We start from the raw sequence: 18,317 nt of genomic DNA on the forward strand, positions 1-18,317 counted from the left end.
TATGACCCTCAAAGACGATTGTTTGGCGCGAATATAATGGTTTCCCGCCTAAAATACACAACGGATCGATCATTCTGCGTCACAATGCCGCGATCCGGCATTATGACCTTGCCTTAGCTCTCTCTTAATTCCGCGATTTGTAGAACGCGAAGACGCCGTTTCAGTATTTCCGCCTTCACCCGGATAATCAGTACCATGACAAAAAAGGCCGTGTACGCAAGACCCATCACCAGCAGCGGAATCAGGATGGTGCTATGAATTTTAGGGCCATCCATCGTCGCAACGCTTGCCGGTTGATGCAGGGTGTTCCACCAGTCGACCGAAAATCTGATGATGGGAATATTAATTACCCCGACAAGCGCAAGAATGGCCGCCGCCTTGGCGGCTTTAACCGGATCGTCGAAGCTTTCCCAAATTGCCATATAGCCGAGATACAGGAACAACAGAATTAACATGCTGGTCAACCGGGCATCCCATACCCAGAAGGTTCCCCACATGGGCTGGCCCCATAGCGAACCCGTTACAAGGGCAAGAAAAGTAAAGCAGGCCCCGATCGGCGCCGAGGCTTTGGCCGTAAGATCGGCAACCGGATGTTTCCAGATTAGGCCGACCGCCGAACTGATCGCCATCATGGTATAGATCATAAGCGCCATCCAGGCGGCAGGAACATGCACGAACATAATACGGACTGTATCGCCCTGCTGATAATCAGGTGGCGCGACGAACAGGCTCAGATAAAGCCCTACCAGCAGCAATACGACTGTCAGCCCGACACTCCATGGGTAAATCGCCCCGGTAATCGCGAGAAACCGCTTAGGGTTGGCATATTTGTGTAAATCTATGGCCATGACGTCAATCAGTTCCTAAATCTTTCTTACGACAGAGACAGCCGCAAGGCCGCCGCCGCTGCCAGCGGCCCGACAACCAGCGCCCCAAGCGATGCCCCGCCTAGCAACAGGAGATGAGGGGTCGCAGATAGCTGGGCCATCGAGGCATCGACCGCGGCAACACCAAAAATCAATACCGGTATATATAGGGGAAGTACCAAAAGTGACAACAAAACACCGCCGCGCCGCATTCCCATGGTGAGTGCGGCGCCAACCGCCCCGATCAAACTCAACGTTGGCGTTCCGATCAACAGGGCGGCTGTCAGGGCAAGAATGCCGTCTCCTGGCAGGTTCAGGGACATGCCGAGCAGGGGCGCTATAACTATTAGCGGTAAGACTGACGTCAGCCAATGTGCGATTACCTTGGCGAGCACCAATATTTCCGTCGGCAAGGATCCAGTCATCAGAAGGTCGAGCGATCCGTCCTCATAATCCGCCTGAAACATCCGATCGAGGGTTAGCAGACAGGCGAGCAACGCCGCCACCCAGAGTACACCGGGCCCGATCCGCGCGAGCACGGCAAGCTCAGGGCCGACACCAAGCGGGAACAGGACAACAACGATGACAAAAAAGGACAGACCGAGGGTCATTGCGCTTCCCTGCCGGAAGGCTAGCCGGACATCCCGGCCAATAAGGCGGAGAAAACGGTTCATGATGCCCAATCATCAAGATCGAGGATCTTGACCTGCTCCAGTTCCAGATCCTGATGGGTTGCAAATAGCGCCATGCCGCCTTCCGCCAGATGCCGGATTAACCTCTCCTTGAAAAGCGCGATGTAATGAAGATCCAGCGCACTTAACGGTTCATCTAATATCCAGAGTTTCGCCGAAGAGGCGGTAAGGCGCGCCAGGTTGGTCCGCTTCTTCTGTCCTTGGGAAAGCATACCCGTCGGAATGTCCGAAAGCGCCTGAAGGTCGAATTGGTCCAGCGCCGAGGCAACATCCGGAATGCCGTGAAACTCCGCCCAGAAATCAATATTTTCGCGAACGGTCAAGGCATACTTGAGGGCATCGAGATGACCGAGATAATGATAGTCTCCGATATAGCCGTCATAATCCTTGAATATATCCTCTCCATGCCACGCAGCTTGCCCCCGCAAAGGCGCTAAAAGGCGAGCGCATATCCGTAGCAAGGAAGATTTTCCGGCGCCATTTCGCCCCTTCACCCAAACCGCCTCTCCGGGGGACAACGAGAAGGAAACATCCTCAAATATCAGCTGATCGGCGCGCTGACAGGCAAGATTTTGGGCGACAAAACTCATTGTGGCGGCATATCACTCCGAAGAGACAAGAATTAGGGTATCCCCCTGTTTCACTGACTACAGCAAGAATCCCGGATTCGCAAATACTAGAACCTACTTTTGCGGATCGATCTTACTAAATATCGAAGATAATGGTGTCTGAAACGTCGGTTTTGCACCTTAACACTTGAGAATTTTTCAAATTTAAGGCACATAACGCACATTATTGAACCGGTGCCGAACTTCCGGCATTTTCCGTTCCCCCTACCTTCAAGGAGCGATACGTTGACAACAACTGGTCACGACAGCCTGAACATTCGCCGCACACTCGATATCGACGGTGAAAAATATGATTATTACAGCATCCCGGAAGCTGAAAAAGCTGGCCTCGGCGATGTCTCCCGCCTTCCCTTTTCCCTTAAAGTCCTTCTTGAAAACCTGCTTCGCCACGAAGATGGTCGCACTGTAAGTTCGGAAGATGTCAGCGCGATCGCTGGCTGGCTGAAAGACCGCAAGGCGGATCGCGAGATCGCCTATCGCCCGGCCCGCGTGCTGATGCAGGATTTCACGGGCGTACCGGCTGTTGTTGACCTTGCTGCGATGCGCGATGCAATGGTAGCCCTCGGCGGCGATCCGGAAAAGATCAACCCGCTTGCCCAATGTGACCTGGTGATTGACCATTCCGTGATGGTTGACAAGTTCGGAACGGCTGCCTCTTTCGGTCAGAACGTTGAACTGGAAATGGAACGGAATGGCGAACGCTACGCTTTCCTCCGGTGGGGCCAGAAAGCATTCAACAATTTCCGTGTTGTTCCGCCCGGAACTGGCATCTGCCATCAGGTCAACCTGGAATATCTTGCGCAGACCGTCTGGACAACAAAAGACCAGAACGGCAACGAAGTCGCGTATCCGGACACATTGGTAGGCACAGACAGCCACACGACGATGGTCAACGGCCTTGCTGTTCTTGGCTGGGGTGTTGGCGGAATCGAGGCCGAAGCTGTTATGCTCGGCCAGCCGATCTCCATGCTGATCCCGGAAGTCGTCGGCTTCAAGCTGACGGGCAAGTTGAAGGAAGGGACAACAGCAACTGACCTCGTACTGACCGTAACGCAGATGCTGCGTGCGCAGGGCGTTGTCGGCAAGTTCGTCGAATTCTATGGCCCCGGCATTGCGGAACTTGGCCTTGCCGACCGGGCAACCATTTCCAACATGGCGCCGGAATATGGCGCAACTTGCGGTTTCTTCCCGATCGACGCAGAGACCATCAACTACCTCAACTTCACGGCCCGTGATCCAAAACGGGTAAAACTGGTGGAAGCCTATGCAAAGGCACAAGGCATGTGGCGTGACAACGATACGCCGGATCCGGAATTCACCGCGACGCTGGAACTCGACATATCAACGGTTGAACCAAGCCTCGCCGGCCCGAAACGGCCCCAGGACCGGGTTCTGCTGACAGACGCAACCAACGCCTTCAAGGGCGCTCTGCCAGAACTAGCCGGAACGACGAGCGACCTGAAAAAGCAGATAGATGTCGCCGGCAAGGACTACAAGATCGGCCATGGCGATGTAATCATCGCCGCTATTACGTCTTGCACCAATACCTCCAACCCGAATGTGATGTTGGCGGCTGGCCTGGTGGCGCGCAATGCGCTTGCCAAAGGCCTGACAGTGAAGCCCTGGGTAAAAACCTCGCTCGCGCCGGGCTCCAAGGTGGTCACGGACTACCTTGAAAAAGCTGGACTTCAGGATGATCTGGATGCTCTCGGGTTTAACCTTGTCGGCTACGGCTGTACGACCTGCATCGGGAACTCTGGTCCGGTTGACCCCGCCATTGCGGACGCAATTGCCGAGGGCGAGCTTGTCGCCTGCTCGGTTCTCTCCGGTAACCGCAACTTTGAGGGTCGGGTCAGCCCGCAAGCGAAAGCGAACTACCTGGCATCTCCGCCACTGGTTGTCGCCTATGCAATCGCGGGGTCACTCAATATTGATATTACCAAGGATTCACTCGGGAACGACAAGGACGGCAACCCGGTTTATCTGAAGGATATCTGGCCAAGCAACGCGGAAGTGATTGAAACAGTCCGCAAAGCCGTCGCGCGCGATATGTTTGTAACCCAGTATGCGGATGTTTTCTCCGGTGACGACACATGGAAATCGATTAAGACTGCGGAAGGTCAGACCTATACATGGGATAGCACCTCGACCTATGTTCAGCATCCGCCTTATTTCGAAGGGATGCAGAAAGAACCGGGCGCGTTCGAGGATATCAATGGTGCACGTGTTCTGGCGCTTCTCGGTGATTCGGTAACGACAGATCATATTTCGCCTGCGGGCGCTATCAAGGCCGATGGTCCGGCCGGGGAATATCTGAAATCGCATCAGGTCGCGCCAAAGGATTTCAACTCCTATGGGTCTCGTCGCGGTAACGATCAGGTCATGACCCGCGGTACCTTTGCCAATATCCGGCTTCGTAACGAAGTTGCCCCGGGCACCGAAGGCGGCGTGACCAAGCATATGCCGGATGGAACGCAGATGTGGATCTATGATGCGGCCGAGAAATACCGCGAAGAAGGCACGCCGCTGGTGGTCTTTGCCGGTAAGGAATACGGTACGGGCTCCAGCCGTGACTGGGCTGCCAAGGGTACTCTCCTCCTCGGAATCAAGGCTGTCATCGCCGAAAGTTTTGAGCGCATCCACCGCTCCAACCTCGTCGGCATGGGCGTTCTGCCACTGCAGTTCCCGGATGGGGTCACCCGCAAAACGCTCAACCTCGACGGAAGCGAAGTGATTGATCTCGTTGGCATTCAAGGCGGCATTACGCCAGGTATGAATGTCACCTGTAAAATCACACGCACGGATGGCTCGTCGCAGGAAATTGAGCTCCTCTGCCGAATCGATACGCTGGATGAGGCCGAATATTATCGCCACGATGGTATTTTGCAGTATGTGCTGAGAAATCTGTCAAAAAGCTAGTATCCGGTAGGGATATGAAATTGAAGACGGCGGGTCGAACGATCCGCCGTTTTTTTGTGCACCCTTCTCTCACTGACAGGTGATTTGTCTGTGATGCTGGAATAAGCTAATTAGAATTCATGATAAAATTATACGTCAATAAATTGGCCGTAATCTGCACTGCCGTTCTTATGGGGACCACCATCGCGAGCGCAGTCTTCGCCCAGAGCGCGCATCAACCGTCGACCGTCGTGGAACTCTATACCTCCCAGGGATGCAGTTCCTGCCCTCCTGCGGATAAACTGCTCAGCGAGCTTATCAAGGATGACTCGGTTCTGGGTTTGTCTTTTGCCGTAACCTACTGGGACTATATCGGCTGGAAGGATACTTTCGGCAGTCCCGATAACGATGACCGCCAGGTGGAGTATCGTGGTCGCTTCAACTCTCGCTATGTGTATACACCGCAAATGGTCATTGGTGGGGAAGCCCATGCCGTCGGCTCAGACCCGAGTGCCGTCAACTCCCTTATTCAAAAGCACGCGGATCACGCGAAAAGCCTTCCGCTTGAGTGGGCGTTCGATGGCGATCGGCTAAATGTCGTCCTGCCGGCGGGGTCGGGCAATGCCACCATCTGGCTCGCGGATATTGACCGCTCAAACGATGTGGATATACGCCGGGGGGAGAATACCGGACGGATCATCACCTATCACAATGTGGTGCGCAAAATTAGAACCCTTGGGGAATGGGCGGGCGATGCCAAAACCATTGTCCTAGACCTAGCGGAAATGCGCGCTGAAGGGCGTGATGGCTGTGCACTGATTATTCAACAAGACGGATATGGACCCATTCTTGCCGCCTTGGAAGTCATGCTGTAAAAAGCATTTAGTTGATCCTCCTTCCACTCTCAGGCACTATGGCCAAAAAAGAATAAGAATGGTGCTTTATGACTGACAAAAATGTTCCTTTGAAACCCGCTGCTACGGTCTTGCTGGTTCGCGACTGCGTAAAGAAAAACGACAAAATTGAAGTCTTTATGGTTGTCCGCCATCATCAGATCGACTTTGCCTCCGGCGCCCTGGTCTTTCCAGGTGGCAAGGTGGATGAGGGTGATATGGATCCTATGCTGATCGATCATCTGCCGGAAAGCGACCGAGGGGACGATCCCTTGCGCTCCTTTAAAATCGCTTCCATTCGCGAAAGTTTCGAGGAAGCCAACATCCTGCTTGCCCGAAATCGGGAGACCGGCGCGCTTGTCACCCACGACCGGCTGGAAGCCCTCGCGGAAAAGTACCGACTGCCACTCCAGAATGGAGAATTGCCGATTGGAGATATGGTACGGGCCGAAAATCTGGAGCTTGCGACCGACCTGCTCGGCCATTTTGCACATTGGATAACACCAGCCCATATGCCTAAACGCTTCGACACCCATTTCTTTATTGCCAAGGCGCCACCGCATCAACTGGCGGCGCATGATGGCGAAGAATCCGTGGATTCAGTTTGGGTTGGCCCTCAGGAAGTTATGGAGGATGCCGATAAGGGACTCTATACGGTTATCTTTCCAACCCGCATGAATGTGGAGGCATTGAGCCGGTTTAGCTCCAGTGAATACGCCGTCGCACATGCGCATGGAACCGACACATTCACGGTCCTTCCCCAGATGGAAGTAACGGAGGAGGGAAAGTATCTACTTATCCCGAAAGAGGCCGGCTACAGTGTAACCCGCCGCCGTATAGACGCGATTATGGATAAGTAATTATATTAATAGGGACAAAGCGATACTGACGCCCTTTGTCAGCATTGAGAAGATGGCGCGATCCCGCGCCTCTTTCGCCGACACCCAGTTCGAGAGTTCCTTCAGGTCCGATTTGCACTTGCGAAATACATCGGTAACCGCCACATAGCCTTGATCGCGATCTTCAATTTGTTTGGCCTGAAGCGCCTGTATCTCACCATAAACAGCGGCTTTCGACCTTTCGAGATTTATCAGCTGGGCAGCGGGCAATTGCGATATGTCTTGGGCGTTCAACGCCGCTTGGGCCTTTTCCAGCTGCGCAAGAGCGTCTTCATAACTCTTTGTCATCATTTACTCCGGTGACAGTTTGTGTGTTGAAACTCGGCTGGAAATTCTGAGCGGCCGAGTTGGTCACGGATAGCGTAGATAGAGCGCTTTCAATGGATGCGGCTGCCCCCGTTAGTCCGCGGAGCCTCTCAACAAAAAGAATAGATTTTGAGGTCGCAGCAACGGGTAGACCACTCGACTTTTCCGCATCTTTCAGCGTCTTTTCAAGAGCGTCATGCGCGTTGACCATGGCAATCAGGGAAGTCTGGGTTTCACTGAGAAGCTGATCCAGTCGCTGGCCCAATTTCTGGATCGAAACGAGGCGTTCAATTGCGATGCGGCGATCTCTTGACGTTTTCTGGTCCTGGGTCTTTAGATACGCCAGCTTGTCCTTCCAAACATTCGTATCAAAACTGATGGCGCTGCTGACAATTGACCGCAATCCTCCCTTACATAGCCGTAAACTTGCCAAATCGGCATCAAGTTCATTTTTCGGATATGTATAGCTGCATTTGCTTGACTGATCCGAAACGGCTCCGATATCGAAATAAAGGAGAATTGCCATTTTTGATAAGGCAGTTCCTCCTTTTTCGACGATCGGAAGCAAGCGCCTGTCCCGCTCCGGCAGGATAAACAACCGGTCAATGACGCTTACGTCATTGACAAGCTGATCAGAATCCAGAATGGAAAGGGAATGCGCTAGATTAAAATGGCCGGACGTTAGCTGCTTCAAATTTTCTGTTGTTCCCGCCAGTTTATAATATTCCGAGGAAAGCGGCTTTCCCGACGCGACAGCCACCAGGGTTTCGGCATATCCGTTAAGGGCCGTCAAAAGACTCTGTCTGGCAGCAATATCCGATGCACTGAACAAGGGCTTTAAGTTGGTATCGGGATTTCCACCCAGTTCCAGTTGAAACTGCAGATTGTCCATAAACCCGAGTGTGTTGACCTCTTCAGCCAGCGAGAACTCGTGTGTGATAATGGCTGAAAGAGCGACAACCCCACGGGAAAATTCGCGAACCTCCTCTGTCAGCAATGTATCATCAATAACACTGCAGGCGGAAAGGCCCGGCAGAAAACCTATTAGGATAAAGATTTGAAACAAACGCTGCATATTAAATTGCTGTCTATCGTATCGATCACAGCATATTTAATATTAAGTTGTATTGTTTTCAATATTTATAACTTATAGTAGTTATTATGGATGCACAAATCCGTCAGGTGTCCCGGTGGCCACCTGCGGTACGTCAATGTTTTACATAGTAGAATGCGTCATAAGCACGAAGGGCTGGCATATAAGCATATGCCAGCCCTCCAGATCTTCATGTCCACTCAAGCAGAGAGGCTGTTCGCCATGAAATCGGCCATGCGCCTTGAAAAGGCAACCGGATCGGCAACCGGATCGCCCTCGACAATGTGCGCCTGGTCTAAGAGCAGGAGAGCCGCATCCTGCATGGCCTCCGAAGTCCCCTTCTCCTTGGCACTGGTTGCCAGCTTCTTGATCAAGGGATGCTTGGGGTTCAACTCCAGAATACGCAAGCTATCCCCCGCGCCAAACTGTTTGTGGGCTTTCAATAGCTTTTCAAGATGGATATCCATATCCCCCTCATCGGCGACGAGACAAACAGGGCTTCCCGTCAGCCGGGACGAAATCCTGACATCCTTAACTTTATTCTCAAGTACTGTTTTGAACAGAGCAATCAAGCTATCCATTTCGCCGGGAGGTGCCTTATCGGTCTCCTCGCTTTTTTCATCCGCATCGGCGACCTTGTCGAGATCAGCGGCGCCCCGGGTTACGGACTTAAAAGGCTTGCCTTCAAACTCATTGGTCCGGCTCAGCCAGAAGCTGTCCACGGCATCGGCCAGCAACAGCACTTCTATGCCTTTTGCGGCAAATCCTTCTAGCTGCGGGCTGGATTTGAGAGCTTCCAGATCTTCACCGGTAATATAATAGATAGCATTCTGGCCTTCTTTCATGCGGCCAATATAGTCATTGAGGTTTGTACGGCTTTCCTTGATGGTACTGTTGAAAAGCGCCATTTTGAGGATGCGCTCGCCATTGACGGTATCTTCGTAGATCCCCTCTTTCAGTACAGCGCCGAAATTATCCCAGAACTTGGCGAAGTTCTCTGTATCTTTGTTTGCTTTTTTCTCAAGCTCACCGAGAACCTTTTTGACCAAGCCATTACGGATTTTCTGCAGTACGGGATTGTGCTGCAGCATTTCGCGACTGACATTTAGCGGCAGGTCCTCCGAGTCCACGACGCCGCGCAGGAAGCGCAAGTACGCCGGAATCAACTCCTCACAGTCGTCGGTAATGAAGACCCGCTTCACATAAAGCTTAAGCCGCGATTTCCGTTCGGGATTGAAGAGATCGAAGGGGGGCTGCTCAGGGACGAACAAGAGCATTGTATATTCGATACGACCTTCTGCCCGACTATGCAATGTCAGCCAAGGTGTGTCGAACGCCTGTCCTACATGGTGATAAAATTCCGTATATTGCTCAGGCGTAATTTCTGACTTCTGACGCGTCCATAATGCACTCGCAGTATTGAGCGTTTCATCTTCCTCGTCTTCCTTAGTTGATTTCAGGATAACCGGGATTGCAATATGATCCGCGTATGTCTTGATAATCTGCCGCAACCGGGCAGGCTCCAGATATTCTTTGGCGTCTTTGCGCATATGCAGCACGATCTCTGTGCCACGTAACTCGCGCGTGGCAGGCTCAACCGCGAAGGATCCCTGTCCTTTGGAAGACCAGACCGTCGCACCCTCTTCCCCGGCGCGACGACTAGTCACTGTGACCTTGTCCGCTACCATGAACGCAGAATAGAACCCGACACCGAACTGTCCGATCAGGGTTACGTCCTTTGCGGCATCACCGGTCAACTGTTCAGAAAAGCGGGAGGTGCCCGAGCGGGCGATCGTACCCAGATTATCGATCATGTCCTGCTCAGACATGCCAATGCCATTGTCCTCGATAGTCAGCGTACGGGCTTTCTCGTCTATCGAGATGGAGATTTTGAAATCCGGATCATCTTTTATCAAGTCCGGCTTTGTCAGCGCTTCGTAACGTAGCCGGTCACAGGCGTCGGAGGCGTTAGAGACAAGCTCCCTTAGGAAAATTTCCTTTTCACTGTAGAGGGAATGCGTCACAATGTCCAAAAGCTTGGCGACTTCCGCCTGAAATTCATGTGTTTGCTCTGTCATCTACGTTTTTTACCTCAGATAAAATTTCCTCTGTCGTCTATATGACCAATGAGGCAATTTCATTCAAGGTTTAAAAGGAGGATTTTGTCAGGAGAGATGGTGAAGTCGGCCCACCCCGAGGGGCGCAGAAAATCGGGGCGGGCCATTCACAGATCAACAACATTTATGCGTAGATGGAGGTGATCAGTATCCAATCATATATATAATTGGAACGATCGTTCAAGTATTATTTTTTAATTTTTTTGCATCGTCCAGCTCGTGAATTCACATCGCGGCCGGATGTGACGTCTTCCTGTATATGCTAACAGAGAAGACGGACTTCGCCGATGCCCCATTTTATATCGCAAAAAGATGACCGCCCCTATTCCCCGCCAAAGCCACTGTATGAACAGGTTAAATCCTATGTGCTAAAGAATATGGAATCCGGAGAATGGCCCGCCTATTTCCAGCTCCCCTCCGAACATACCCTGGTTCGCGAAATGGGAATTTCCCGTATGACAATCCATCGTGCGCTTCGTGAACTAACCCAGGCCGGTTATCTTGAACGCATTCAGGGTGTCGGGACCTTCGTAGCCGCCCCGAAAAAGCAAAGGAAAGCGATCGAGCTCAGCGAGATTGACGACATTATTCGTCGCCGGGGAGGGCGGCACCAATGCGACGTTCATTTCTTGCAAGAGGAGCCGATCGACAATGATGCGGCGGCAATGATGGCGATGACATCCGGGGAGGAGGTCTATCGTTCCTACTTCGTGCATCGAGATAACGGATTACCGGTAATGCTGGAGGATCGTTATGTACATCCCAAATTTATGCCGGAATATCTGGAGTCGGACTTCACCCATTTGACCGCAGATACCCTTTTAAGCCAGAAGTTTGCCTTGCTTTCCCATTCCCATGTGGTTCAGGCCGCTGTGTCGAATGCCGAAATAAATCACTTCCTCGAACTGGAAACCACGACTGCCTGCATCGTCATCAATCGCAAGAGCTGGCTGGGCGACGACGTTATCTCGGCGGCCCGTCTCGTATTTCCAGGAAACAGAATTCAGCTTACTTGAAGGTACTCTATGTCCGCCAGTCCGGTCAGATAGCCGCCACGGCCGGCTTGGAACGATCCCCGCCACCTGATTTCGCAGCCGTTTTACCCGCGCCCTTCGCGGAGGAAGTGTAGAGATTTTTAAGGGCGTCAACGACTAGCTCTCTGCTGACATAGGGATCTGCGCCCTGATATTTGCAGGCCGCGATAATCTGCTCCACGATAAATTTCGGCTGGTAACATGCCAGGTCAAAGCTGTTGTTCACCTGCAATTCCTCGATAATCGTGTCGAGGATCTCTTCCGTGAATTCAAGACCGCGGCTTTTGCCCACCATTTTAAAGATTTGGAAATACTGATCGCGGGTGGGTCCAACCGTTTCCAGCTTGTAGGGGATACGTCGAAGGAATGCAGGATCCATCAAATCATCCGGCGAAAGGTTGGTTGAGAATATCACCAGCTCATCAAAAGGCAGTGAAAAGCTTTTCCCGGTATGCAGCTTGAGAAAATCTACCCGGCTTTCAAGCGGAACAATCCAGCGGTTCAAAAGGTCTTCCGGACTGACCAGTTGGCGGCCAAAGTCGTCGATAATAAACGTCCCATTGGACGCTTTCACATGCAGAGGCGCCTCATAATATTTGGCATGAGCGTTAAAGCTGAGATCGAGCATTTCCAGGGTCAGTTCACCGCCAGTTATCACGACCGGGCGCTCACAAGGAACCCATCGACCATCAAACTCTTCGCGCCGCAAGCCGGAATTTTTTTTCTTGTCCAGTTCTTTAGTGAATTTCGGCTTATGTATCGCAGGATCGAATACCTTGATAATCTGTCCGTCCACTTCAAAGCAATAAGGTACGTAAATAACATTGGAAAAAATCTCGGCGACTTTTTCAGCAACTGTCGTTTTACCGTTACCGGGAGGTCCATACAGAAGGATGCTTTTGCCGGCATTCACACCCGGCCCAAGACGGCGCACGAAATCATCGGATATGATCAAATTTTCGAAACTTTTCTCAATTTTTTCCTGCTCAACCCGCTCATTTGTAATTTTCTGCTGATTGATCCGTTCCTGATAGTCGTTGAGAGAGATCGGTGCCGGTCCGACATATTGATTCTGCTCCAGCGCTTCAATTGCGAAGCGCTTTCCCGCTTCGGTCATGATGTAGCGGGTTTCAGAAAATGTCGATTGATCCGTATTCCCTAAGGATTCAAGAAATTTCCGGTCCCCGGCCTCCTGAATGAGGCGATTGACAACGCCGATCGGCAGCTTGATCGCCGCTGACAGTTCAGACGCGGTTTCAAGTGTATTTGTGTACATCAGCTTCAAGAGGATGCGCAGCAGATTGCCGTTTGGAATGCCAGTATCTTCAATGGTTTTCGGTGCTCGCGGAGCTTCATAGATCGCCCGGTCGAGCTGTTCCTGGGTCATGGCGCCGAGCGCAACGAGATTGTCGCCGAGACGGCCCCCGTTCTCTTTTTGACGGTGAAGGGCAATCTTTATATCCTCCGGCGTAACCAGGTCGTGCGCCAATAAGATATCACCGATGAGCATCCAATTTCTCCAGTTCTGTTTCCGCCAAACAGTGCCTTGTAAACACAGAATTACGGCAGGCTTTTCACCAAGTCGCTCCCAAGACATACCTGATTTTCGTTAACGCAAGGTTATCTGATACAAGAAAAGCTGAATTGTGCCCTTAATTTTCATTTTTCCGGCGGTGGTTTCGGAAATAGGGGAACGGAAAAGGTAAAATGGTTGTTGAAATGGCGCGAAGGGAGTAATTCTGTATATCCAACGCTCCTTTAGAACTGAATTTCGCGAGCAATGCCATGTCAGACTATAAAGCGCTATTATCCGTTTTTTCAAAGGATCGTGTAGGATTGATTTCCCTCGTAACAGGGCACCTTTTCGACAAAGGGATCAATCTTGGAGACACATCCTTCGCCGTTCTTGGAAAAGGCGGCGAATTTACCAGTGTGATTGATATTCCCGCAGATGTGTCGGAATCGGAACTGATTGACGAGTTACGCACTCTGGAAGGAATGCAGGACGCAGATATTGACGTCCGGCGTTTCGCCTTTGAGGAAGGGGACACCCCGCCGACTGACATCACCCATCACATTCGTTGTGAGGGACCGGACCAACCTGGCGTACTCGCGCGTTTGTCGGAAGTTTTTATCGATTTCGATGCCAATATCGTTCGCCTGAAATCGGATCAAGTCGACCGGAACGGCCAAACGATATTCATTACACGCTTTTCTGTCTATATCCCGCCGGAGCGCACCGAGAACTGCCTTGCCGCGTTAGATAACACGGCAAGTGCTCTTGGTCAGACGTTAACGGCCGAAAATTCTTCTTTAGGATAATGTTCAGGCGTTCTTAAAGACTAAGAAGGCAAACAGTATCATATTAAGCACGGCAATAAACGACGCGACAATGGCAATTGGCTCATATTCCGGCATGCCCGCGTAGATAAGCCCAATACCAGCTGTCATCCCGATAACCGAAATATGGGCGAACCAGAACGTCAGCTTTGCGAGTTTCGCTTCCGCGACTGCAGGCCAGTTCTTGTACACGAGACCCATGATCCCCATTGTCACCCACCCCAAGAGGTTGAGATGCGCATGTGCGGGCATTTGGGAATGGTCTTGGGAAGCCGCCATATAGATCCCCAATATCATGCCAAGAATGATGTAAATTGCAGCTGACTTGATAAATTTTTCTGCAAGCATTATTCGACCCCCATTTTTATTATTTCGCTAACTTTTTGTTTCCCTGTAATAGAAAAATCTATATTTCGCTAATTTGCAAACGAAATTTTTAGTTTGGGGAACTGTTCGCACCCTCTCCCTGGAGCCGGTCGAAAAGCTTGTAGATGACATCAATAACCGAGGCTCCAAGCTTGCGTGCACGGGCAGGCGACCAACCATTAACTAGATCAGGCCTGTCCGCCGTATCCTTAAACGGCATTTCCAGTGTCATGGCGAGACAGCCGAAATACTCGCTGACGTGATTGACGCAAATGGTCATATTTCCTTCCCCCTTTTTGGCAATTGGATAGCCGTGATGGGTTTGGAAATCCGGGTTCACCTGCTGCCAGCTTCTCTTGAAATCCGTAAGCAACATATCTTTTTGAGCATTCCAGCTTGGCACACCCTGGGCACCTGCAATAAAGTTGTGCGGCATGGCTTCATCGCCATGGACATCAAGACAGAAATCTACACCTGTCTCCCGCATCTTCTCCCGCACGACAAACACCTCGGGGCTTCTTTTCATATCTGGGTCCTGCCACTCCCGGTTCAGGTTGGCGCCCGCTGCGTTGGTCCGAAGATGCCCACTACGACTGCCGTCCGGGTTCATGTTCGGCACAACATGAAATATCGCCCTGTCCAGCAATGCATTCGAAACGGCATCATCCGGATCGAGCAGGCGGTGAAGAAATCCCTCTATCCACCATTCGGCCATGGTTTCCCCCGGATGCTGACGGGCGATCAACCAGAAATTCCGCTTGTTGCCCCGTCTCTCCCCAATTGTCAGGAGATCCATAGCCTGTCCTTCGATCGTCTTTCCGATAACGGATTGTGACACGCGGGGGGATTGACCTGCTCGCGCCAGGAGATCCGCATGCCGTTCCATGGAATAGGGAGCAAAATAAGCGTAATAGACAGAATCAAAATCCGGACGATGCTGCAATTTCAGTTCTCCGTCCTCATATCGGCTATCAATCCGAAACCAGTTCTGTCTGTCATAAGAGGCAACCGCGCGATATTCCTCCCACCCCTTGGCGTAGGACGACTCCTTTGCGTTGGTTATCCGCAGGATACAGTCGCTGTCTTTGGCGCCGCTCAGGCGAAAGTAAAACCACTGGAAGAAATCTGCATTTGTATCGGGCCTGATACGCAGCTGGATATTGCCCGGGTCCTCGCATGAATCACAGATAATATTGCCGCCATCGAACTGGCTGGTGATGTGAATCATGCTGTCGTCCCGGATCTCGTCGCGTCACGCGCCGCGCAATAAGTCCGCCAACCACCATGTTCTGTAATTTCCCGCTGACCCTCACACAGCGCAGCTTCGCCGAGGACCCCTAGAACAGTCTCGCCACCAGAGAGCTCGACCTTGCCGATACAAAGCCCAGACGGCTCTTCCATCAGAACGGTCGCGAGCCCACTTGCCGGGACTTCCCAGAGTTCAAGCTCTATCGACGCGCCGCCTTTAACTACTCTCTGCATAGCAGGATGCCGGTCATTAATTGACCAGAGACGATACTGCGGTACCGTTTTCGCCTCTCGAACAAATTTTGCATCGACCGCGAGCAAATTTCCATTGAGTTCCAGACCTCGCATCAAGGTGCCATTTACAGCTAACAAAACAGACGTCACACATTACTCCCCTGCCTGCGGCCTCAGCAGACTTTAAAGATATTCAGAACCATTTAAGTTTTTTAAATAACAGGATTTGGACGACAACAAGGATGACCAGTATCCCGGAAAAGATAAAAAAGGCGTCCGGGTTATCAACACCGGGTATTCCTCCGACATTTATGCCAAGGAGTCCTGTAAGGAAACCAAGCGGCAAAAAAACCGCGGCAATAACTGACAGGACATAAAGATTGCGGTTCAGTCGATCAGCAAGGATATTGGCGAGTTCATCCTTGACGATTTGCGCCCTTTCGCGAATGGCATCCAAGTCTTCCACATATCGCATCAGGTGATCGTAGTTTTCCTGCAGATGGCGTTTATGCCCGGAGTCCAGCCATGAAAATTCGCACAAGCGCAATTGTGCGATAGCGTCCTTCTGCGGCGCCATGTAGCGGCGAAGGACAATCGCTTCTTTTCGTATGTTGATGATTTTCTCGCGAAAGGCCGTGTCCGGATTATTGAGGATTTTTTCCTCCACATCGTCTGTCGCGTCGTCAAGTTCGGTCAAGACGAGGGCCATCTTTTCCGACAATCGCGACAGCAGCAAATTGATAAAATCGCCGGAATTTTTTGGTGCTCGGCCTGCCAAGATTCTTTCTTCGATTTCCTGAACCGCTTTTAACTGGCGCCTTTGAACACTAATGATCCGTTCTGCATCAATCCATAACCGAATTGAAACCATGTCCTCCGGATCCGCATTCTCATTCAGGTTGACACCGCGCAATATAATCAGCGCCCCGTCCCCGATTTCTGCGACACGTGGCCGGGTTTCGTCCGCAAGCAAGGCATCGACAACAAACGGATCGAGATAGGAAATCTTTTTATCCAGCCAGGGCTTGGTTTCGGGATGACTTAAATCCAGATGAACCCAGGCAAGGTTCTCATTTTTCAGTTCACGAACGATTGCCTTGTCGCTGACAGATTTTCCACCTCCCTCGCCATCAAAATCGAATGCCAGCAAAATCGGACTACTCATTTTAACGCCTCCGGATTTCTCAGGTGTATATCGCGCTGCGGGAAGGGGATTTCGATATTGTGCTCACCAAACTTTCGCCAGATCGCAAACAGAACATCACTGCGCGGGCGCATCCTCCCCTCAGACACATTCTCAATCCAGAAATAAAGCGTGAAATTAATCGAGCTATCCGCAAAATCTACGAGAAAACATTCAGCGGCAGGGGTTTCCATACATCGCGGATGCTCCTGCGCCGCCTCAACAATCAACCGGGACGCAAGGTCAAGGTCAGTTCCGTACGCGACGCCGATATTGATGTCCACACGCGTGCGGGAATTACTGTATGTCCAGTTTGTAACGCGATTGGTAATGAAATCTTCGTTCGGGACCATGGTTTCATGTCCCTCGAATGTTTCAATTCGGGTATAGCGGGCGCCGGTTTCCTGCACATATCCGATAATCCCGTCATTCAGCTCAATCAGGTCGCCCTCCTCGACGGACTTCTCGAATAACAGGATAATTCCACTGATAAAGTTTGAGGCAATTTTCTGGAGCCCAAAACCGACACCGATACCAACCGCCCCACTAAAAATAGTAAGCGCTGTCAAGTCTATGCCCAGCACCCCCAACACGAAAAGAAACGCCAAAAAATAAATGGCGGTCTGTATCGCCTTGATGATCAGTGCCTTGTTACTTGATTTGATACGGCGGAGGGACTTAATCCGGTTCTCCAACGCCTCGGACAGGATTCCGACCAGCCAGAAAAGAAGAATGACGATAAAAACCGCCTTGACCAGCAGATAGGCGGAAAACCGAGTGTCCCCAATATTAAAGGAGAAATTATCGGAATCGAGATATTCCCGGATCGGGTCGAGATAACCAAGATATCCAAACGCGGCAAAGCCAACGATCACCAGGATAAGCAGCAGCTTGGCTACCCACGCCCGCGGCTTAAAGAGTGAACTCAAGAATTTAGCCATACCTGTCGCGTTACTCCCGCAATTACTTCAGGGAATAATACTGTAGATACTTAATTTGGCTAATTTTTTTTGTCGTGATTTATCCTGAAGAAGTGAACCTGGCTTCAGCGTTGCAGCTCAACCATCAATTCCGGATATTTAGCCACCAGGCGAAGCAGATTATTCATCGGCTTGGAAATAGTGACCTTGCCCGTCTCATACTTTTGAAAAGCATTTGGTCCGCCGCCAAAAATCTGACCGGCACGTCGTTGCGACAGATTGAGGTCAACGCGGAGCTCGCGAATACGTTCTGGCGGCATAACGCCAAGATACTCCGCTTTCAAATCAGCCTTTATCCTTTCAACGTCATTCCAGGCACTCTCTTCAACCATGCCTTCACCGCAATCGGAGTTGCTGCAATAAAGGCCAGGAAGATCGGCATAGCTCTGTAAATGTTTGTATTTAATCTCATATGTTCGAATTTGACGTTCGACGTCGCCGCCGCATAAGGGACAGGCCATACTAATCCTCAAAAATATATTCACTGAAAATAATAACTATCAAAGAGCCGCGTCTCTAACAACAGACTATGGCACCAT

The 18,317-nt window shown here is 51.3% G+C and carries 18 protein-coding genes; 5 read left to right on the forward strand and 13 right to left on the reverse strand.

Features of this window, described 5'->3' with window-relative positions:
• Positions 1-113 precede the first annotated feature (113 nt).
• The 3 genes from J0X12_RS02470 to ccmA are packed head-to-tail and all read right to left on the reverse strand — an operon-like array spanning position 114 to position 2,148.
• Positions 114-848, reverse strand: a complete 735-nt coding sequence (locus tag J0X12_RS02470) for a heme ABC transporter permease (protein ID WP_207041771.1) — start codon at positions 846-848, stop codon at positions 114-116.
• Between the two features lie 26 nt (positions 849-874).
• A complete protein-coding gene (gene ccmB, locus J0X12_RS02475) occupies positions 875-1,540 on the reverse strand; it encodes a heme exporter protein CcmB (RefSeq protein WP_207041773.1) in 666 nt (221 codons plus the stop codon).
• The gene (gene ccmA / locus J0X12_RS02480; protein WP_207041775.1) at positions 1,537-2,148 is read right to left on the reverse strand and encodes a heme ABC exporter ATP-binding protein CcmA; all 612 of its coding nucleotides are present in this window, start codon (positions 2,146-2,148) and stop codon (positions 1,537-1,539) included. The genes ccmB and ccmA overlap by 4 nt, the downstream gene beginning before the upstream one ends.
• 264 nt (positions 2,149-2,412) lie before the next feature.
• Between ccmA and acnA the strand changes: the two genes are divergently transcribed.
• From acnA to J0X12_RS02495, 3 genes are all read left to right on the forward strand, one after another.
• Positions 2,413-5,106: an aconitate hydratase AcnA gene (gene acnA, locus J0X12_RS02485; protein ID WP_237687929.1), complete on the forward strand. Its 2,694-nt coding sequence runs from the start codon at positions 2,413-2,415 to the stop codon at positions 5,104-5,106.
• A 119-nt stretch (positions 5,107-5,225) separates the two neighbouring features.
• A complete protein-coding gene (locus J0X12_RS02490; RefSeq protein WP_207041777.1) occupies positions 5,226-5,960 on the forward strand; it encodes a DUF1223 domain-containing protein in 735 nt (244 codons plus the stop codon).
• Positions 5,961-6,028: 68 nt separating this feature from the next.
• A complete protein-coding gene (locus J0X12_RS02495) occupies positions 6,029-6,838 on the forward strand; it encodes an NUDIX hydrolase (protein WP_207041779.1) in 810 nt (269 codons plus the stop codon).
• Here J0X12_RS02495 and J0X12_RS02500 read toward each other — a convergent pair whose 3' ends face one another.
• The 3 genes from J0X12_RS02500 to htpG all read right to left on the reverse strand — a co-directional run bounded on the left by J0X12_RS02500 (position 6,839) and on the right by htpG (position 10,354).
• Positions 6,839-7,165, reverse strand: a complete 327-nt coding sequence (locus J0X12_RS02500; protein WP_207041781.1) for a hypothetical protein — start codon at positions 7,163-7,165, stop codon at positions 6,839-6,841.
• Complete coding sequence (locus J0X12_RS02505; protein WP_207041783.1) at positions 7,149-8,258, reverse strand: hypothetical protein; 1,110 nt, start codon at positions 8,256-8,258, stop codon at positions 7,149-7,151. Before J0X12_RS02505 ends, J0X12_RS02500 begins: the two co-directional genes overlap by 17 nt.
• Positions 8,259-8,476: 218 nt before the next feature.
• Entirely contained in the window at positions 8,477-10,354 is a 1,878-nt protein-coding gene (gene htpG, locus J0X12_RS02510; RefSeq protein ID WP_207041785.1) for a molecular chaperone HtpG, read from the reverse strand.
• Between the two features lie 326 nt (positions 10,355-10,680).
• Here htpG and J0X12_RS02515 point away from each other — a divergent pair, with 326 nt between their 5' ends.
• Entirely contained in the window at positions 10,681-11,409 is a 729-nt protein-coding gene (locus tag J0X12_RS02515; RefSeq protein WP_207041787.1) for a UTRA domain-containing protein, read from the forward strand.
• A 25-nt stretch (positions 11,410-11,434) separates the two neighbouring features.
• On the opposite strand, the gene J0X12_RS02520 is transcribed toward J0X12_RS02515, so the two are convergent.
• Positions 11,435-12,937: a cyclic di-GMP-binding domain-containing protein, MshE-related gene (locus J0X12_RS02520; RefSeq protein ID WP_207041789.1), complete on the reverse strand. Its 1,503-nt coding sequence runs from the start codon at positions 12,935-12,937 to the stop codon at positions 11,435-11,437.
• 275 nt (positions 12,938-13,212) lie between these two features.
• On the opposite strand from J0X12_RS02520, the gene J0X12_RS02525 reads away from it, so the two are divergent.
• Entirely contained in the window at positions 13,213-13,749 is a 537-nt protein-coding gene (locus J0X12_RS02525; protein WP_207041791.1) for a glycine cleavage system transcriptional repressor, read from the forward strand.
• 3 nt (positions 13,750-13,752) lie between these two features.
• Here J0X12_RS02525 and J0X12_RS02530 read toward each other — a convergent pair whose 3' ends face one another.
• From J0X12_RS02530 to J0X12_RS02555, 6 genes are all read right to left on the reverse strand, one after another.
• Positions 13,753-14,115, reverse strand: a complete 363-nt coding sequence (locus tag J0X12_RS02530; RefSeq protein WP_207041793.1) for a heme-copper oxidase family protein — start codon at positions 14,113-14,115, stop codon at positions 13,753-13,755.
• A gap of 88 nt (positions 14,116-14,203) precedes the next feature.
• Positions 14,204-15,361, reverse strand: a complete 1,158-nt coding sequence (locus tag J0X12_RS02535) for a M14 family metallopeptidase (protein ID WP_207041795.1) — start codon at positions 15,359-15,361, stop codon at positions 14,204-14,206.
• Positions 15,358-15,765 (reverse strand): allophanate hydrolase-related protein, encoded by a 408-nt coding sequence (locus tag J0X12_RS02540; protein WP_207041797.1) that lies wholly within the window; start codon positions 15,763-15,765, stop codon positions 15,358-15,360. Before J0X12_RS02540 ends, J0X12_RS02535 begins: the two co-directional genes overlap by 4 nt.
• Before the next feature lie 43 nt (positions 15,766-15,808).
• The gene (locus J0X12_RS02545) at positions 15,809-16,780 is read right to left on the reverse strand and encodes a zinc transporter ZntB (RefSeq protein WP_207041799.1); all 972 of its coding nucleotides are present in this window, start codon (positions 16,778-16,780) and stop codon (positions 15,809-15,811) included.
• Entirely contained in the window at positions 16,777-17,739 is a 963-nt protein-coding gene (locus tag J0X12_RS02550; protein ID WP_207041809.1) for a mechanosensitive ion channel family protein, read from the reverse strand. The genes J0X12_RS02545 and J0X12_RS02550 overlap by 4 nt, the downstream gene beginning before the upstream one ends.
• Before the next feature lie 104 nt (positions 17,740-17,843).
• Entirely contained in the window at positions 17,844-18,239 is a 396-nt protein-coding gene (locus J0X12_RS02555) for a type II toxin-antitoxin system MqsA family antitoxin (protein WP_207041811.1), read from the reverse strand.
• Between the last annotated feature and the right edge of the window lie 78 nt (positions 18,240-18,317).

This window comes from Sneathiella sedimenti (assembly GCF_017313765.1).
Taxonomy (GTDB): domain Bacteria; phylum Pseudomonadota; class Alphaproteobacteria; order Sneathiellales; family Sneathiellaceae; genus Sneathiella; species Sneathiella sedimenti.

Excerpts from the sequence above, each read along its gene's own strand:
- J0X12_RS02525 (WP_207041791.1), top strand. The coding sequence starts at position 13,213 with ATGTCAGACTATAAAGCGCTATTATCCGTTTTTTCAAAGGATCGTGTA.
- J0X12_RS02520 (WP_207041789.1), bottom strand. The coding sequence starts at position 12,937 with ATGCTCATCGGTGATATCTTATTGGCGCACGACCTGGTTACGCCGGAG.
- J0X12_RS02515 (WP_207041787.1), top strand. The coding sequence starts at position 10,681 with ATGCCCCATTTTATATCGCAAAAAGATGACCGCCCCTATTCCCCGCCA.
- J0X12_RS02500 (WP_207041781.1), bottom strand. The coding sequence starts at position 7,165 with ATGACAAAGAGTTATGAAGACGCTCTTGCGCAGCTGGAAAAGGCCCAA.
- J0X12_RS02545 (WP_207041799.1), bottom strand. The coding sequence starts at position 16,780 with ATGAGTAGTCCGATTTTGCTGGCATTCGATTTTGATGGCGAGGGAGGT.
- J0X12_RS02505 (WP_207041783.1), bottom strand. The coding sequence starts at position 8,258 with ATGCAGCGTTTGTTTCAAATCTTTATCCTAATAGGTTTTCTGCCGGGC.
- J0X12_RS02555 (WP_207041811.1), bottom strand. The coding sequence starts at position 18,239 with ATGGCCTGTCCCTTATGCGGCGGCGACGTCGAACGTCAAATTCGAACA.
- J0X12_RS02550 (WP_207041809.1), bottom strand. The coding sequence starts at position 17,739 with ATGGCTAAATTCTTGAGTTCACTCTTTAAGCCGCGGGCGTGGGTAGCC.
- J0X12_RS02490 (WP_207041777.1), top strand. The coding sequence starts at position 5,226 with ATGATAAAATTATACGTCAATAAATTGGCCGTAATCTGCACTGCCGTT.
- J0X12_RS02530 (WP_207041793.1), bottom strand. The coding sequence starts at position 14,115 with ATGCTTGCAGAAAAATTTATCAAGTCAGCTGCAATTTACATCATTCTT.
- ccmB (WP_207041773.1), bottom strand. The coding sequence starts at position 1,540 with ATGAACCGTTTTCTCCGCCTTATTGGCCGGGATGTCCGGCTAGCCTTC.
- J0X12_RS02495 (WP_207041779.1), top strand. The coding sequence starts at position 6,029 with ATGACTGACAAAAATGTTCCTTTGAAACCCGCTGCTACGGTCTTGCTG.
- ccmA (WP_207041775.1), bottom strand. The coding sequence starts at position 2,148 with ATGAGTTTTGTCGCCCAAAATCTTGCCTGTCAGCGCGCCGATCAGCTG.
- htpG (WP_207041785.1), bottom strand. The coding sequence starts at position 10,354 with ATGACAGAGCAAACACATGAATTTCAGGCGGAAGTCGCCAAGCTTTTG.
- J0X12_RS02535 (WP_207041795.1), bottom strand. The coding sequence starts at position 15,361 with ATGATTCACATCACCAGCCAGTTCGATGGCGGCAATATTATCTGTGAT.
- J0X12_RS02470 (WP_207041771.1), bottom strand. The coding sequence starts at position 848 with ATGGCCATAGATTTACACAAATATGCCAACCCTAAGCGGTTTCTCGCG.